This window comes from Chryseobacterium ginsengisoli (assembly GCF_039542325.1).
Lineage (GTDB): Bacteria > Bacteroidota > Bacteroidia > Flavobacteriales > Weeksellaceae > Chryseobacterium > Chryseobacterium ginsengisoli.
Map to the genome: position 1 here is coordinate 104,093 of NZ_BAABHX010000004.1, position 17,704 is coordinate 121,796.

Below are 17,704 nucleotides of genomic sequence, written 5' to 3' on the forward strand. Positions count from 1 at the left end.
GAGAACACAAAATTGATAAATATTGAGGATTTGATAAATTATACTAAACTTTATAATTTTTTAGGTAAAATTATTAACTTAAATATGCGAAATAGTGAATTAATTTCATCTTTATTTCACCACTCCCAAGCCGGACTTTTCATAAAGTTTAATGATCTCAACAAGTGTTTTCACATTCAGTTTTTCATAGATTCTTTTTTTGAAAGTACTTACGGTAGACATTTTAATATCAAGTTTATTGGAAATTTCGAGGTTTCCATTTCCTTCTGCAAGCAATTTGAAGATCTCGAATTCTCTTTTGGATAAACTTTCAAGCGGTTTTTTTTCCTTTGTATTGTTGATCAGATGATAAGCAACTTCCTGAGAATAATAATAACCCTGCCTGAAAATTGAGGTTACGGCTTCTACAACATTTTCGCTTTGCTGTTTGTTGAGATATCCATCGGCACCTTCATTGATGTATTGGATGGCTGTTTTTTCGTCATAGGCAGAAAACATCAGGATTTTCAGAGCCGGATCGCCAGTTTTCAGATCTTTTATCATTTCCAGATAAATACTTCCGGGCATATCGATATCGAGCAAAAGAAGATCGTAATGATGTTGGGAAATTTTTTCTTTTACGTTTTCGTAGTTTTCGGTAAAGTCAATTTCAAGATCTTCATACGCGGAATGCAAAAGCAAAGATGCTCCCATTCTCACCACATAATGATCATCGGCAATAAGTATTTTTTTCTGCATTAGCTCTGGTTTTGTATTACGATTTCCACTTTTGTTCCTTTCGGAGTATTATTCTCAAAAATTATTTTCCCGCCTATTTTCTTTAAAAGCTGAACAACAAGATGAAGCCCGAGTCCATTATTTTTAAAGGAAGAAGGTTTGTTTTGTATATTTTTTATGAGGTTATTATAGTATTCCAGCAAATCATAGCTCATTCCTGTTCCGGTATCTGAAATACTGATTGTCGTAAGGTTTTTTTCTGTTTTTGCATTCATAATAATTTTTCCGCCGGAAGTATTTTTTACTGCATTATCCAACAGATTGTGAATGACGGCAGCCATAATACTTTCATTAAAATTCAATTTAATATTTTTTGAGGAATTATTGATGATAACAGTATTCTTTTGAGAAGCTATTTCTTCGAAAAGACGTTTTTTAGTCTCCAGAATATCGAATATAAAATAAAATTCTTCCTGAAATGCCTTACTTTCATTATTAAATAATTCTGTGTAATTTTTCAGACTTAAAGTAAATTTATAAAGCTCTTCCGATGATTTATAGATGGTATCATAATATTGTTTCTGCAGCTTCGGATTGTCGGTTTCAGATAATTTCTGAGACATTACCGAAAGATATTTTATAGGCGTTGTAATATCATGATTGATGGTCTGAATAAGATTTTTCTGATATTCAGATTCATTTTTAAGCTGATGCTGCGTAGTTTTCAGTTCATCATTTTTCTGGTGTACAATTTTCTTTAACTGATTATTTTTTGTGGTTAAAATTCTTGTTCTTAAAAGAATGATAAAAAGTATTAAACCTAAAAATAAAATCGATACCAAAACCCTAAACCAAATAGTTTGATAAAAAAGTGCAGGAATAGCAATAAAAATCTTTTTGTAGGCAAATTTTCCGTCGGGCGAAATGAGAACCCGGACTTTTAGAGTGTAATTTCCCGGAGAAAGATTGCTTAAAGTAAATTCTTTATCTTTCATTCTCTGCCATTTTTCAGGCTGGTCGCCCTGCTGAAGGCTTGCCTCGATATAAAGATTATCATTGTTGGAAAAATAAGGAATATCAATATATACGGAAGCCAGACTAAAATCATTTTCAAGATTCAGAATATCTTTGAAATAAATAAATTTTGAACCTTTTGATCGAGCTCTTTCAATATAAATATTTTCAGCCTTCGGATAATAGGACGGAACTTTAAGGGGATCAAAAAATACATATCCATCCATGGAAGGAAGAACGTAATCTCCGTTGTTTAACTTCAGAAAGCCACCCGGTGAGCCATTGAACTCGTTAATGTTAAAGCCATCCTCTTTTTTGTAGCGGTAATAAACAACCTTTGTTTGATTATTCTCTGCATATTTTAAAAGTGTATTTTCCGGAACTTTAAACAATCCGTTATTACTTGAAATCCATAAAAATCCGTTGGGATCTTTAACCATATTATTGGGATAAAAAAGATCACCTGCCTCATCCATCGGCATTTGAATAAATTTATTATTTCGATACAAATAAATACCTTTTCCAGTTGTTAAAATCCAAATATTTCCATTGGATGTCGAAATTATATTTCTGATGGAAAAATTGGGGCTATTGAGTTTTTTTATGGAATGATTATTTAAAAATACGATGTATATAATATTGTCACAACCTACAAGAAATTTATCTTTATCTATAGGAACTGCACCACTTATTTCAGACTTAAACTGAAAAGTATAGCTTGGCTTCTGAAAATTGGCATTAGGATAAATTGATAAATAATTTTGTTTCTGATCTTGTAGTTTTAAGATGTAGAAAGAATTATTTTTTGTAATTGCTAAAACAGATTTTCCATTTACATCTATAGAATCATATTTTTCATAATTATATTTAGCAAATCTTCTGTAAAGTTTTCCACTCTTTGGGTAAAGAATATTCTTATTTTCATCATAAACAAGACACCATTCATCAATTGTATTAAAATGATAATCTTCAATTAAAGAATTTCTGTCATAAACCCGTCCCTGAAAATTGATAATTCTATTCTTTCCAAAGGGAAGTACAGAATATTGTACTCTGTTTTCTAACGTAGGATCTACTTTTGGAGTAGAAAATGAAGGGATTTTAATGATATTTAATCCTTTATTTAATGTCCCGATGTACATGGTATTGTTTTGCTTGTCATACAACAAACTGTAAATCATAGAAATGTCAATATCATTATTTTTCAGTTCGAGAATAGGAGTGGTTTTCAGACTTCCATTTTCAAGTTGGGATAGATAAATTTTTCCTTTATTAATAATAAAATTCTGCTGATTCACGTCCTGCCAGAAAATTCGGCTTGAAGGATCTTCGTACAATGAATTATTGACATTAAAAACAGAAATATTCTCCTTAGAAAACCTTAAAATTCTTTTATTTTTAATATCTCTGAAAAACAAATACTCACCAAAACTGAAAAGATTTTTCTGATTTTTCTGTTTAAATTCGATCGGAACTAATTTTCCCTCTCCTGAATTTTTCCTGTAAATAATACTTTTTCTATCAAAGAAATAAGTTCCTTTCTGAAACTTTATAAACCCATAATCTACAATATTATGAGAGTTATTTTTATTAAAATTAATATATTCTTTATTCCTAAAAATAATTCTTTCAGTTTCTCCTTTTAAGCTGGGTGAACTTTTTTGGACAACAGATATTTTTCTGTCCTTAATAATAAGATACTGAAATCCTCCGGAATTGTTCAATATAATATGATTAGACTTTACATTTCCTAAAAATTTTGAAAAACTGAAATTGGTAAGCTTAAGGTTTTTGTAATTGATGAAATTTTCACCATCATATCTCAAAATACCACCGTCTGTACAGATCCAAATAAAACCGTATTTGTCTTTTACAATATCTTTAATACTATTCTGAGGAATGCCGTTATCCGTATTATACCACACGGATGAATATTGCTGCCCAAAAGCTGAAAATGAGTATAATAAATAAAGTATAAAGAGAAAGTTCCTCATTAAGAAGTGATATATTCTAACGCGCAAATGTACAAGGAAGATTTAACATAAATTTTAATTTATGTAGAATTCTTTCTACAAAATGTAGTTTTTTATCCACAGAAAAAATTTAGCCAAAATTCTTGTTAGAAGTAAATTTACCACGTTCAATGCGATTTGAGTTAAAAATTTTAACTAATGCCACGAAAAGTGTTGAAAAAATAAATTGTAGCAAAAACAAAATTAATAACCATGAAAAACAAACTTTTACTACTTCTCTCATTCTTAATTTTTGGTGTGTCAGTTGCACAAATTGGGGTAGGCAATTCAAATCCTGCTGTAAATCTCGACGCAAGAGCCATAACTGGAAATTCTGCTATCGCCTTTGGAAATACCAATCAAACTGCAACAGCTGCGGGAGCTGGAGCCATGAAATATGATGATGCAGGAAAACAAATGTATTACAGTGATGGTACAAATTGGGTGTCTGTTGCGGCAACTCAAAGTACAGCATTCATTCCTAAAGTAGTAGCCTCGGGAAGAACGACAGTAAACCAGATCAATTTTGGAACAGCAACCGTTGCACCACCATTTTTAAAATTTGTTTTTGGCTCTGTTCTTACTAACGATGGTAATTGGAGTACTTCAAATAATGAATACACAGTTGCAAATAACGGAATTTATCAGATGTCTTTTGCAGGATCTATCGATCCTAATCAGGGTACATCAAATGCGGCAACTTGGTGGGTTGTTGTTGGAAGTAACCGTTATAATGTCTCGTCATTGAGCAACACAGCAGTTTCTTTTGGAGGAGGCTCAATTTCACTGTATTTAACTGCAGGAACCACAATTTATTTTGGATCTTCGCATTGCTTTGGATGTGGTGGTAATAATACGACGAGCACAGCTACCAATACAGATTATTATACAATTTTACCGGGAAATACTTTTACAATTACACAATTGGGAACATAAATGTCAGCATAAAAAATTATTAGGAATTGTGTTTACTGATCCTTTAATTTTAGTTAGGTTATTGTTAAAGTCTGTTCTTTGAACGGGCTTTATTTTTTTTATTCGATAGTAATAAAAATAAGCAGATCTCCGTAAATTTGGATTAGTAAAATATCATCATGCAATTCACTGAACAACTTATCCTCGATAAAGAAATCAAAGATTCTTTTCAAATTAGAAAACTGGAAAATATAGTTTTTGATGGAGAAAATTCGATCAGTGTTATTAACAACCGCATTTTTATCATTCACAAAGGCGAAGGAAATGTGATGATCGATGACAACCATTTCGAAATTAGCGATCAGGAAATTCTTTTGATTTCGAAAGGTCAGGTTTTCTCATTTTCAGATGGAACAAAGATTTCAGGTTTTGAAATTATTTTCGGGAATTGCTTTTGGGAAAAAACTCCTGCAAGTGCTTCTAACTGTAAACAATTATTATTCAACGACGCTGCACTTCATCAGAAAATGTCTTTGCAGGGAAAAGATTTTTCAGAATTAAATCCAGTTTGCGAAATGATGTTTGAAGAATTCAGTTCTGAAGATTATCCTAATAAATTGGATGCAATGGCGGCTTATCTTAAAATTTTAATGATCAAATTAACCAATCTTGCTCCGTCTTTTCATGATGGAATCGACGATTTTGATAATCAGATCTACAGAAAATTTCTTGAATTGGTAAGTTCGGAATATATTAAAATGCATGACGTTCAGTATTACGCAGATAGGCTTTCTGTGACACCGCGTAAACTTTCGGATATTTCAAAAAAGAAAAGCGGAAAAGGTGCAAAAGAAATTATCGCAGGACAAATTATTGCAGAATCAAAACGAAATTTACAGTTCACCGCAAGAACAATTAAAGAAATTGCTTACGAATTGTCGTTCAGCACACCGGAACAGTTCAGCCACTTTTTTAAAAAATATACTCAGATTTCACCTTTGGATTATCGGAAAATTTTTGTGAATATTGGCAGATGATAAGAAGATTTTGACATTCCTTTCCATGTTTTTGGATGCTACTTTTGTACTTATAAAAATCAAGAACATGGCAGTCCAGAAATTAAAAAATGTTGCAGGAATCACAATTCCGGATAGTAAAATTGCAACCGAAGCTACAGAATTATTACTCGAACACGGTACAGAATTCATTTACAATCATTCACTCAGGGTTTTCCTTTTTTCTTCGTTAAACGGTAAAAGACAAAACATGAAATATGATGAAGAATTGCTTTATGTAAGTTCTGTTTTTCATGATTTGGGGTTGGTTCCGCATTACAGCAGTCCGGATTTGAGGTTTGAAGTAGATGGAGCCAATGCCGCCAGAGATTTTCTGAAAAGCCACGGAATTTCAAACGACAGATTGCAGTTGGTTTGGGACACGATCGCACTTCATACAACTATCGGAATTGCAGAGCATAAAGAAAATGAAGTAGCCTTAATGTATTCCGGAGTCGGTTTGGATGTGATGGGAGAGGGTTATGAACATTTGAGTGAGGAGAACAGAAACGAAATTATCAAAGCTTTTCCGAGAAATGATTTTAAGAAAAATATTATTCCGACATTTTTTGAAGGTTTTAAACATAAAACTGAAACGACTTTCGGAAATATCAAAGCAGATGTTTGTGCATTCATGATTCCGAATTTCGAAAGAAAAAACTTCTGCGACTGTATTTTGCACTCTCCGTGGAGCGAATAATAATTTTTAATAACTTAGATTAAAATTTTAATGAATATGGATGATTCCTTGCTTAAGAAAAATAAAGAAGTCGTAAGACGATTTAATGAAGAAGTAATTCAAAATGGTAATGTTGAGGTATTTAATGATTTGATGGATGATGATTTTATTAATAATTCTGCGCCTGAAGGAGGTGACAAAACAAAACAGGGAATGATTCATACATTCAATGCTATTCTTCGCCCCGCAATGCCGGATATGAAAGTTGCAATCTATCAGCAAGTTGCGGAAGGAGATTGGGTGACGACCAGAAAAAATATTAAAGGTACACACAGTGGTGTTTTTTTAGGAATTGAAGCCACCGGAAAAGAAATCAGTATTGACGTAATCGATATGGTTCGTCTAAAAAACGGAAAATATATTGAACATTGGGGAATCAATACACTGTCAGCAGTTTTGGCAGAATTGAGAAAGTAATCAATAAGTTGATATCCGATAGTAAATATAAAAAATCCTTGTCATTGATGAGGATTTTTTATATTTAAACAAAAATTATTTCTATTTTTGGAAAATTAACTATTTGAATGAAATTATGTTGAGAGCTAAAATTCCCCTTTTGGGAATAACATGCGCAATCGGTTGCATTCATGTGATTCCTTTACGGGTAAAGATTAAATAATTAAGGATGAAATTAAAAATATATACACTAGCTCTTGGGTTAATTACCATTAACCTTTCCGCCCAGGTAAAAGATACTTTGGCTGAAAAAATGTTGATCTATCAGCTTCCGAATGGAGGTTGGGGAAAACAACTAAGTGATAAATCGGTGGTGAACTACAGTCTTCCGATCGACAAAGCACTTTTAAAGAAAATAAAGGAATCCGGCGACGATCATGCAACCATTGATAACAACGCAACTTCAAAGGAAATTAATGCTTTAATAAAAGCATACTCTACGACAAAAAATCCTGAATATCTGAAGTCTGCAGAAAAAGGAATCAGTTATCTTTTGTTGATGCAATACAAAAACGGAGGTTTCCCACAATATTACCCGAATACGGGATTGTACAGAAAACAGGTTACATACAACGATAATGCGATGATTAATGCATTAACGGTTTTGTATAATGTTGCAGAAGGAAAAAACGATTTCGATGTGGTTGATTCAAAACTAAAAGAAAAATCAAAAATTGCTGTTCAAAAAGGAATTGAATGTATTTTAAAAACTCAGGTTCTTCAAAAAGGAATTCCTTCGATTTGGGGAGATCAGTATAATGAAGTTACTCTGCAGCCTGACAAAGCAAGAGCTTTTGAGCCTATCTCTTTGGCAACTGCAGAGTCTGTTGGAATTGTAAGATTTTTAATGCTTCAGCCTATTAATCCTGAAATTGAAAAATCTATAAAATCTGCTGTAAAATGGTTTAAAAATAATGATATCGAAGGATACAGCTATAATGTTTCAAAAGTAAACGGAAAAGCTGTCCGTACTTTGGCTGAAGATAAAAATTCTGTGATCTGGGCGAGATTTTATGATATTAATAACAACAAACCTCTTTTTGGTGACCGCGATGGAAGTGTAAAATACAATTATAACGAAGTTTCCGAAGAAAGAAGAAACGGCTACAGCTGGTTTGGTGATTTTGCAGATAAACTTGTGAATAAAGAATATCCAAAGTGGCTGGAAAAAAATAAAATTTCTGATAATTAGTTCATTTCAGATCCGTAGGAAAAGTTAGATAAATTTTTAGTAAAAAAATTAGGGACTATGTATCTGCAAGAAAAAAGACTGAGAATTTCTCAGTCTTTCTTGTTTTCAGTAAGTGTTTAAATTCCTGTTATAAAGAATTGCAGATATTTCCTGTTAAAGTAGCTCCTGCATTTGCCGTTACGTCAGATTTTACTGAAGATAAAGACAAAGTCGGAATAGTATAAGGTGGAGTAAAAGCTGTACCGCTTCCTGCAGTATTTCCTGTTACGTTCGTAAATGTATTGTTTGAAGTAACTGTCACTGCTGTGAAACCTGTCATTAAATTAATAGGCTCTTTTACATTTTCAAATACATTTCCATCCACACGGATATTCGCCTGAACTCCGGCTGCAATACATTTATTGCTAACGGAACTATTGAAATAACTATTGATAATGTGGATTTTTCCAAATCTCACTCTCGGCATACGTTCTCTGCAACCGGGAGCCCACCAACAACGAACAAATGTAACATTCAATTTTCCTGCATCAGTTGTTGCTCCGTCACTTGAACCGATAAGATTCGAGAATCTATGATCATCTGTTCCGCCTGAACCGCCCGGTTTAGGAGCTTTTAAGTAATGGAATTTTGTGTAGGAAACCGTCACAAAATCAGATTTGTTTTTAATATCAAAATTTCCGTCAACGCCGTCTCGGAATTCACAATGATCGATCCAGACATTTCTACAGTCATCTAAAATCGCATTGTCCCAACCGTCTGTATCATAAGCTCCCGGTCCTTCAAAAATCAGGTTTCTGATAATGATATTATCACATCTTTTAATATTGATAATTCCCGAACCGCTTGCAGTCTGGTCTGTAGAAACGAGTTTTGCTCCACTCGCTCCGTAAAGTGTTTTTCCGGTTTGATCCTGAAGTGATAAACGGGTTGTAATTGTGATCGTTCCTGTTACTTTAATGACTTTTACGGCTGTATTTTCGATGGCAGCTTTCAATTGCGCGTAGGTTGTCACTGTAGTTTCGGCAGCGGTTCCGCCTCCTGTTGTTCCGCCGTTTTGAGATGCCCATCCCGGAGCAACACAATTTGCTAAAGGAACGACCGCATTCGCGACAAGTTCACTTTTAAGATTAAGCTCATTGGGATTTTCAGCTACTTCCGTTTTGATGTCGTCCTGACCACAGCCGATTAAAGCAAAAGCTGAGCTTAGAGCTACCGTAAACAGGGCAGCTTTGATTTTTGTTTTCATAGCATATAATTATTTAATTTGTTGTAGGGCAAAATTATATAATTAATACTTAATTGTTTTATATTTTAAAGTATCAATATTTATATAATTATAATATTGAATATTTTATTTGTTTAATCGGTTGCATTTTGTTATTTATTTAAAATATTTGAATTTATTTAGTTTTATAAATAAAAATTCCCGCAGATTCCAGAATTCGACAGAAAATAATCTGTGTAATCGTGAAATCTGCGGGATATATTTTTTACACTTTTAAAATATCCTGATTTAAATTAAATAATTATTATTTGAGCCATTCCCAACGTTTTGCCCAATCAAGAAGAATATCATTTTTCCATTTTGAAATTGTTTTCCCACCCTGAAATTTTCCGTCAAAAAGTTTCGGATCAGATTTATCGGAAAACCAAGTATTTCCTAAAGGAATATCAGTCTGGTTTTCTTTTCCGGGAAAGAGGTTCGTGATATTTAATGTTCCGTTGTACCCGTTTAGTTCAGGAATATCCGAAACAAATTTATAATTCAAAAGCTCTGCAGTTTTCGGAATATATTTTAAAGCATAATTTCCGTCTCCAAGATAGGAACCAGCCCATTTTTGAACATCTTTTTTGTGTATTGTTTCCATGTAAAAAGGCGTGGAAGTAAGACTTTCTTTAAGAACAGGACCTTTAAAACGAAATTCAATCAGAGAACAAAATGCAATATCTTCAGAAGTACCTTTTGTGCCATCAACAATTATGTACGGACTGCGATTGATCTTTTCAAAACTTCCGCCCCAGCTTTCTCCAGTCGGATCATTGGGATTTCCATGCATCAGATAAAACAGAGTAGGACTGTCGCCCATTTTCACCTCTCCATTATAGTAGTTCTTAAAATCTTTTCCCATGTGACCATATCCTTTGATGTATTTGTCGTAATACTCGGAACTTTTCAGGATGTTTGGATCATCATTTTTTGAAAAAAAAGAATAATAAGTAGAATTTACCTCAATAAACCAAAGATCAGGAAAATTTTTAACGATGTAAGAATACGAATTGGCACTCCATTTTTTGTTTGGTCCGCCAATCCAGTAAATTTTAATTTTATTCTTGATATCCGGCGCATCATGTAAAGCTTGAGCAACATCTTCCAATCCACCCCAAACTAAAACCCACAAAGGTTGTGAAGATTTTTTTCTGGCAGATTTTACAATCCATTCCGAACCTTCGGTTGGTTTTGAATATCCGATGTAAGGAGCATTTCCGTGCAATCCCTGTTTGGAAACTGAACGAAGATAATTAGGTGCCGGGAAATCTGAACTATGTTTTTTTAGTTTCGGTAAATCTTTTTCATAAAGATCGATCATTTTTAAAATTTCCTCCTTATTTCCGTTTCCAAAAGACGGTGAAGAAATCAACCCTTCAATATTAAATTTATCTGCATACATCAGTAAATGAATCATCGACTGATTATCATCCGGATCTGTACCTCCAATGTCTGTACTTATGAGAATTCTTGGTTTTTCTGCCACTCGATGTTGGGATTTCAGTGAAAAAATACTTGAGATCAATAGAAAGATGGTAACAATATTTTTCATAATCAAGATTTAGAATTATTTCACTTCAAAAGTATAGGTTCCACCTTTTTTTGTATTAAAATCAAAAATCTGAGTTGCCGGAATTACAAACTCTTTTAGTTCAGCTTTTTCTGAAATCAACGGAGTTTTAATTGAATTCACCTGATAAAATGGATTGGAATTTTCTCCTTCTGCAGGCGTTAATTTAGTCTTAGATTTAAGTTGAATATCTTTAGCTATTCTGATTCTTGCATTTCCGCCCAAAGCAGATTTTACAATTAATTTTGTCAATTTAGAATCTTTCCAGTCGATATCGATTTCAAAACCACCTCTTGCTTTTAAACCTTTAACGGATCCGCTTGGTAATGCGTCAGGAAGCGATGGTAAAATGTAAAGATAACCATCATAACTTTGCAAGAGCATTTCAGCAATTCCCGAAGTACAGCCGAAATTTCCATCAATCTGAAACGGCGGATGTGCGTCCAAAAGATTCGGATAAGTTCCTCCGGATTGACCTTTTGTTTCCATCGGAGCGGGTGTTAGTTGATCTGAAATTAATTTAAAAGCACGATTTCCATCCAGTAATCTTGCCCACCAATTCACTTTCCAGCCCATCGACCAACCTGTAGATTTATCGCCTCGATAAGTCATTGAATTTTTTGCAGCTTCCGTTAAATCAGGGTTTCTGAAAGGCGAAATCTGCCCCGAAGGAAATAAACCGTACAAATGCGAAATATGTCTGTGTTTATCGTCGGTTTTGTCCATATCTTTCAGCCATTCCTGCAATTGAGAATATTGCCCGATTTGCATCGGAGGAAGTTTATCTAAGGCAATTTTGACCTCATCCGAAAGACTTTGATCTTCATTTAAAATTTTTGAAGCATTTATAAAATTATTAAAAACATCAAAAACCAATTGGTTGTCCATTGTTGTTCCTGCAGTAATTCCAACACCTTTCAGATATGTATTTTCGGGTGACATGGATGGAGAAACAACTAAGTATTTTCCGGAAGGATCAGGTTGAAGAACATCAAGATAAAATAAAGCGCATCCTTTCAGAACTTCATAGTTTTTCTTTAAAAACTCCTTATCTCCGGAATATAAATAGTGATTCCAGATATGTTGTGTTAACCAGGCTCCTCCCATCGGCCACATTCCGTAAAAACCACCGTCTACAATTCCTGTAATTCGCCATAAATCTGTGTTGTGATGCATATTCCAGCCTCTTGCGTGATACATTTCCTTTGCAGATTCCTGCCCTGTTACAGATAAATCCTGAATCATATCAAACAAAGGTTCGTGCATTTCGCTGAGGTTTGTATTTTCCGCTGGCCAATAATTCATTTCGGTGTTGATGTTCACCGTATATTTGCTATCCCAAGCAGGATTTAACTGATAATTCCAGATTCCCTGAAGATTTGCAGGCTGAGTTCCCGGTTGCGAAGAAGAAATCAAAAGATAACGACCAAACTGAAAATATAAAGCCACTAAATCCGGATCACTTGAAGTTCCAAATTCTTGAATTCTTACATCGGTTGTTTTATTCGTCTGTTCAGTTGTTCCTAAATTGAGACTCACACGTTTGAAATATTTCTGATAGTTGTAAATGTGAGCTTTTAATTCATCATTATATTTTTTGTTTAAAGCTTTATTTAAATATTCTGCAACTCTTGTTTGAGGATTTCCGGAAATGTCATCGTATTTTTTGAAATTCGTAGCAATAGAAACGTAGATTACGACTTCATCAGCTCCGGAAATCGTAAGTTGATCTTTTGTTGAGGTCAATTTTCCTCCTTTTACAACAGGAACGGCAACTGTTTTGAATTTAATCTTGCCAATTTTATTATCAACAGAACCGCTCGTTCCATTAATGATCAATTGATTGTTTTGCGTAAAAATCGATTTCTGTAAATGTGGAGTAGAAGCGTTGATGGAGAAATTTAAATTTCCTTTTTTGCTGGAAGATAATTTGATTATAATAACATTATCCACAAACGAAGAAAAAATCTCACGTTTGTAGGTCACTCCATTTACTTCATAAGAAACAGTACTGACTGCCTTTTCTATATCTAAAGTTCTATTGTAATTTTTAAAATTTTCATGACCTTTAAAATCTAAAAACAAATCGCCCATCGTCTGATAAGGCATTCCATAATTCAGATCTTTGGGTGCTTGTCTTGGATAGGTTCTGTTGGAAACATTCTGAGCTTCCTGAAATTGATCTTCATTCAACAATTTCCTGATTTTCTGAATACTGTCGAATGTATTTTTCGGAACATTATTTCCCGGTTCTCCTGCCCAAATCGTTTCTTCATTCAATTGAAGATGTTCTTGGGTTGCTCCGCCAAAAACCATTGCTCCCAACTTCCCGTTTCCGATAGGCAACGCTTCGTTCCTGTTTTCTGCAGGTTTGTTGTAGGTTAATTTTAAATTCTGTTGCGCCTGAATTGAAATGGAAATCATTGTTCCACAAACAAATAAAAATATTTTATGTTGAATGATTTTAAACATAATTAAATTTTAAAAATTACTCATTGCCTATTGTCTTCAGCCAGTCTGAGCAAAGTTCTTTCCAATTATCAGTTAACTCAGCTTTATTTCTAATTCCAATGTTGTGTTCACCTTCAGGGAAAATAAATAGGGCGCCTTTCACCTTATTTTTTAACATTGACTGATAATATAAAATACTATTGATAACAGGAACCGCAGGATCATTTTGTGCATGAAATAAAATAGTTGGAGGAGTTTTTTCATTAACAAGATTCTGCATAGAATATTCTTTGATTTTTTCCTGAGAAGCATTTTCTCCCAATAAATTTATACAGCTTCCTTTATGCGCAAATTCTCCCAGATCGATCACGGGAGAAATGAGAATGGCAAAATTTGGAATTGTTGATATATTTCCCCAATCGCCTTTTAACTCGGTGTAATCTTTAGAAATATTACTGACCATTGCAGCCAAATGTCCTCCTGCAGAAGTTCCTAAAACGCCAATCTGATCCGGAGAAATTCCATATTGATCTGCACTTTTCCTTAATAATTTTATGGCAGCTTGAATATCCTGTAACGGACCGATTTCTCTCTGTTTTAAATCCGGAGAAGTTGGTAAACGATAATTCAGAACAAAAGCTGAAATTCCTAGTGTATTAAGCCATTTTGCATATTGAAAACCACCCAAGTCATACGTGATATGTTTGTAACCTCCGCCCGGAATTACAATTACTGCCATTTTTTTACGATCTTCTTTTGGGGGTAAAAAAATGAAAAGCTCAGCTTCCTGAATCTGAGTGATACGTCCTTCTTTTTCTTCTTCAATTTTTAATTTTAATCCTTTCGAATTTGGCATCTGACCTTTTTCCCAAACCATCAGTTTTTCCTGCGCATAAATTTGAAGAGAGAGAAAAATAATTAAGATTAAAATAATTTTTTTCATTAATTATAAATTTTAAAAGATCAAAGTTTTTATAAAATTAATTACTTACTTTCGATAGTTTTAAGCCAGTCTGAGCATAATTTTTTCCAGTTGTCTGTAAGTTCGGATTTGTTGATGACTCCGATTCTGTGTTCACCTTCAGGAAAAATAAACAATGCACCTTTTACTTTATTTTTTGTCATTACCTGATAATAAAGAAGGCTGTTCATTACGGGAACAGTTTTATCATTTTGAGCATGAAGTAAAATTGTGGGTGGTGTTTTTTCCGTCACCCGATTTTGCATAGAATATTCCTTGATTTTTTCAGGAGAAGCATTTTCACCGAGAAGACTGTTGCGGCTTCCGACATGAGCAAATTCTCCCAAATCGATAACCGGTGAAATTAAAACAGCAAAATTCGGAATGGTGGAAATAGATGTCCAATCTCCTTTTAATTCTGTATAATCTGTTGTAATATTGCTTGCCATTGCAGCAAGATGTCCTCCTGCAGAAGTCCCTAAAACTCCGATCTGATCAGGAGAAATTCCCCATTGATCTGCATTTTTTCTTATATATTTTATGGCAGCCTGAATATCCTGCAACGGAGCCAGTTCTCTTTGTTTGACGTCTGGAGAAATAGGCAGTCTGTAATTTAAAACAAAAGCTGAAATTCCTAATGTATTGAGCCATTTTGCGTTTTGAAAACCACCCTGATCATAAGTAAGTTTATAATATCCACCACCCGGAATCACAATGACAGCCATTTTTTTTCTGTCTTCTTTCGGAGGTAAAAAAGCAAAAAGTTCGGTTTCCTTAATTTGTGTAATTGTACCTTCTTTTTGTTCCTCGATTTTCAGATTCAAACCTTTAGAATTTGGCATTTCTCCTTTTGCCCAAACACTGATTTTTTCCTGTGAGAATAATGAATTGAAAAGGAAAATCAATAATAAGAAAACATATTTTTTCATAGGAATTATGATTTTAGAAAATCTTCTCTGAACGGAGTAAAAGCATCAATCAATTGTCCTTCTTCCAGACATTTTACACCGTGGAAAATATTGGGCTGAGCGAAAAATCCATCACCTTTTTGTAAGATTTTAACTTCGCCATCAACGGTAACTTCAAATTTACCTGAAGCAACATAAGTGATCTGCGAATGAAAATGCTGATGTAAAGCTCCGATCGAATCTTTTTCGAACTTCACAATCACCATCATAACTTGAGAATTGTATCCCACAAACTGTCTGGAAACTCCGCCTCCTAAATCTTCCCACTCGGAATTGCCGTCGAAGAATGCTTCTTTTTTGAATTTCATTTTTCAATTTTTTATTGTTGGTTATCCGCAAAGCCGCAAAGTTTTTAATTTAATGATGTTTTAAGGCGCAAGAAAATCAAAGATTTTCAGTTATTCAGTGTGAAATTTTATCGAAGATAAAATCCTTGCGCCTTAAAGAATATTTACAAATTCAAGAATTCCCTGCGTCTTTGCGTTTAAAACTATTTAATATATTTTTCCAAACCGATTTTTAAACTTTTTAAATTTTTCACTGCCAGTTTTGCAACAGATTCTGCTCCCAATGTTGATAAATGCGTGTCATCATCTTTTCCTTTTGGATAATAAGGATCTTCGCCTTCTTTGTAATGTAAATGTAGCTTTTTTGAATTTTCAGGACCGTAGGAAATTTCCAGTTGTTCTGTTAATAATTGCATATCTACGAAAGGAACTTTCATATCATTGGCAACCATTCTTACCACCAAAGGATATTCTTTATGAGTATCTATTAAAACTCCATTCTCATTAAAATCTCTTCTTACGATAGAAGTCATCAGAATTGGAGTTGCTCCTTTTGCTCTTGCTTCGTTGACATATCTCTCTAAATTCGCTCTATACTGAGTGTATGGATTGGTAAATTTTGTAGAATCCTTCACTTTCTGATCATTATGACCAAACTGAATGATAACGAAATCTCCTTTTTTTAATTGTTTTTCAACTTTATCCCATCTTCCTTCCGTTCTGAAACTTTTTGAGCTTCTTCCATTCATCGCATGATTCTGAATTTCAATTCCAGTCGTGAAAAATTGTGGCAAAACCTGTCCCCATCCATGTTCAGGATTTTTATCAGGATTTTCTTTGTTAGCCATTGTCGAATCACCGATTAGGAAAAGAGTAGGTTTTTGCGCAAATGTTATTATTGAAATGAAAACAGATAATAATAAAAGATATTTTTTCATTTTAAATTGATTTTTTATTAAACTTATTTAAAGATGCTTCGACAAACTCAACATGACATCGCTAATACTTAACCGTCGTATTTTAACGGTAAAATTTGTCGTAATGTCATGTTGAGCTTGTCGAAGCATCTCAATTATTTTTTTTGATTATTTATTTGGATTCCAGTCATCAAGAATCTTTTCTAATGTATAATTTTTCAAATCTTTTTTCGTCAGTTGATGTGACCAACTTACACGTTTTGAAATATTTCCACCTTCATCTTTGCTGCCAAATTCTGCATAATAAGCTGTTTTTTCTTTATCAGGAAACATCTTATCACCATTCCACGGATTCCAGCCTTCGGGAAGGATGTGTTTTCCCATTTCTGTATTAATGAAAACTGTTTTCGCATAAGGTCTCCAAGGTCTTCCCAAATACACTTTTGTAATGCCTTCTTTCGCAATTAATTTACAGTCAAAAAACACGAACCCGTAATGTCTGTCGGCTTCGGTTGCCGCTGCAGTAATGTAAGAATCGGCTAAACTTTTAATCGTACAATTTTTAAAAATAACCGTTGCCTGCCCGAAAATAAAATCGGTCGTTCCTTCGATATAACAGTTTTCAAAATATTGTCTGCTGTGGTTGGTTGCGGAATAAACTGTATCCTGACAACCCAAAATATTTGAATTTTTAATGACAAAACGGTCACCTTCTACATGGAGAGAAACCGCCTGTCCTTCGTTACAAGAAGAGTTTTGAATCGTCACATTACTGATTTTAACATCATCGCCCATTACTAATAAAGTATAGGAATTGAAGGTCGTCATTTTTTCATTAAATGAATCTGGTTTTCCTGAAAAATCATTGTTGGTAATGGTGGTATTGTCTTTATTTTCGCCTTCTAACGTGATTTTATGTTTTGAAGATGGAATAACAACTTTCTCATTATACGTCCCGGATTTAATAAAAACCAATGCTTCAGCCGGTCCCAAATCTCTGATAGAATTTATCGCTTTCTGAATGGATGTAAAATCTCCGCTTCCGTCTTTGGCTACGGTAATTTTGATGTAAGAATCATTTCCCGCAAACAGAAATTGAGTAATCGAAATGAAGAGAATTAAAAATATTTTTCTCATAAAAATTGCTTTAAGTTGGTCTTAATCTTAACCTCAATCTTAGCCT

At 33.7% G+C, this 17,704-nt stretch carries 15 protein-coding genes; 5 read left to right on the forward strand and 10 right to left on the reverse strand.

The genetic code is table 11. The features are described 5' to 3' along the window. Positions 1–111: 111 nt before the first annotated feature. Positions 112–738, reverse strand: coding sequence for a response regulator transcription factor (locus ABD940_RS13750; protein WP_345205000.1), 627 nt, complete (start codon positions 736–738; stop codon positions 112–114). After that, the gene (locus ABD940_RS13755) at positions 738–3,725 is read right to left on the reverse strand and encodes a ligand-binding sensor domain-containing protein (RefSeq protein WP_345205003.1); all 2,988 of its coding nucleotides are present in this window, start codon (positions 3,723–3,725) and stop codon (positions 738–740) included. The genes ABD940_RS13750 and ABD940_RS13755 overlap by 1 nt, the downstream gene beginning before the upstream one ends. A gap of 231 nt (positions 3,726–3,956) precedes the next feature. Here ABD940_RS13755 and ABD940_RS13760 point away from each other — a divergent pair, with 231 nt between their 5' ends. From ABD940_RS13760 to pelA, 5 genes are all read left to right on the forward strand, one after another. Continuing rightward, positions 3,957–4,679 (forward strand): hypothetical protein, encoded by a 723-nt coding sequence (locus ABD940_RS13760; RefSeq protein ID WP_345205005.1) that lies wholly within the window; start codon positions 3,957–3,959, stop codon positions 4,677–4,679. A gap of 158 nt (positions 4,680–4,837) precedes the next feature. Next, the gene (locus ABD940_RS13765) at positions 4,838–5,695 is read left to right on the forward strand and encodes a helix-turn-helix domain-containing protein (RefSeq protein ID WP_345205009.1); all 858 of its coding nucleotides are present in this window, start codon (positions 4,838–4,840) and stop codon (positions 5,693–5,695) included. Between the two features lie 67 nt (positions 5,696–5,762). Beyond that, positions 5,763–6,413: an HD domain-containing protein gene (locus tag ABD940_RS13770; RefSeq protein WP_345205011.1), complete on the forward strand. Its 651-nt coding sequence runs from the start codon at positions 5,763–5,765 to the stop codon at positions 6,411–6,413. Positions 6,414–6,449: 36 nt separating this feature from the next. Continuing rightward, on the forward strand, positions 6,450–6,869 hold the full coding sequence (locus ABD940_RS13775) for an ester cyclase (protein ID WP_345205013.1): 420 nt from the start codon (positions 6,450–6,452) through the stop codon (positions 6,867–6,869). Between the two features lie 208 nt (positions 6,870–7,077). Continuing rightward, the gene (gene pelA, locus ABD940_RS13780; protein ID WP_345205015.1) at positions 7,078–8,100 is read left to right on the forward strand and encodes a pectate lyase; all 1,023 of its coding nucleotides are present in this window, start codon (positions 7,078–7,080) and stop codon (positions 8,098–8,100) included. A 127-nt stretch (positions 8,101–8,227) separates the two neighbouring features. Here the strand turns inward: pelA and ABD940_RS13785 are convergent, their stop codons facing one another. The 8 genes from ABD940_RS13785 to ABD940_RS13820 all read right to left on the reverse strand — a co-directional run bounded on the left by ABD940_RS13785 (position 8,228) and on the right by ABD940_RS13820 (position 17,658). Then, positions 8,228–9,346, reverse strand: a complete 1,119-nt coding sequence (locus ABD940_RS13785; protein ID WP_345205017.1) for a pectate lyase family protein — start codon at positions 9,344–9,346, stop codon at positions 8,228–8,230. Between the two features lie 283 nt (positions 9,347–9,629). Continuing rightward, on the reverse strand, positions 9,630–10,919 hold the full coding sequence (locus ABD940_RS13790) for a DUF1593 domain-containing protein (RefSeq protein ID WP_345205019.1): 1,290 nt from the start codon (positions 10,917–10,919) through the stop codon (positions 9,630–9,632). Positions 10,920–10,934: 15 nt separating this feature from the next. Next, positions 10,935–13,409, reverse strand: coding sequence for a glycoside hydrolase family 95 protein (locus ABD940_RS13795; protein ID WP_345205021.1), 2,475 nt, complete (start codon positions 13,407–13,409; stop codon positions 10,935–10,937). Between the two features lie 16 nt (positions 13,410–13,425). Next, positions 13,426–14,331 carry an alpha/beta hydrolase gene (locus tag ABD940_RS13800; RefSeq protein WP_345205023.1) on the reverse strand — a complete coding sequence of 302 codons (906 nt, stop codon included), beginning with the start codon at positions 14,329–14,331 and terminating at the stop codon, positions 13,426–13,428. A gap of 41 nt (positions 14,332–14,372) precedes the next feature. Continuing rightward, positions 14,373–15,278: an alpha/beta hydrolase gene (locus tag ABD940_RS13805; protein ID WP_345205026.1), complete on the reverse strand. Its 906-nt coding sequence runs from the start codon at positions 15,276–15,278 to the stop codon at positions 14,373–14,375. Between the two features lie 5 nt (positions 15,279–15,283). Continuing rightward, positions 15,284–15,625 carry a cupin domain-containing protein gene (locus ABD940_RS13810; RefSeq protein ID WP_345205029.1) on the reverse strand — a complete coding sequence of 114 codons (342 nt, stop codon included), beginning with the start codon at positions 15,623–15,625 and terminating at the stop codon, positions 15,284–15,286. Positions 15,626–15,807: 182 nt separating this feature from the next. Beyond that, complete coding sequence (locus tag ABD940_RS13815) at positions 15,808–16,542, reverse strand: rhamnogalacturonan acetylesterase (RefSeq protein WP_345205031.1); 735 nt, start codon at positions 16,540–16,542, stop codon at positions 15,808–15,810. Between the two features lie 147 nt (positions 16,543–16,689). Continuing rightward, entirely contained in the window at positions 16,690–17,658 is a 969-nt protein-coding gene (locus ABD940_RS13820) for a pectinesterase family protein (protein ID WP_345205034.1), read from the reverse strand. Positions 17,659–17,704: the final 46 nt, after the last annotated feature.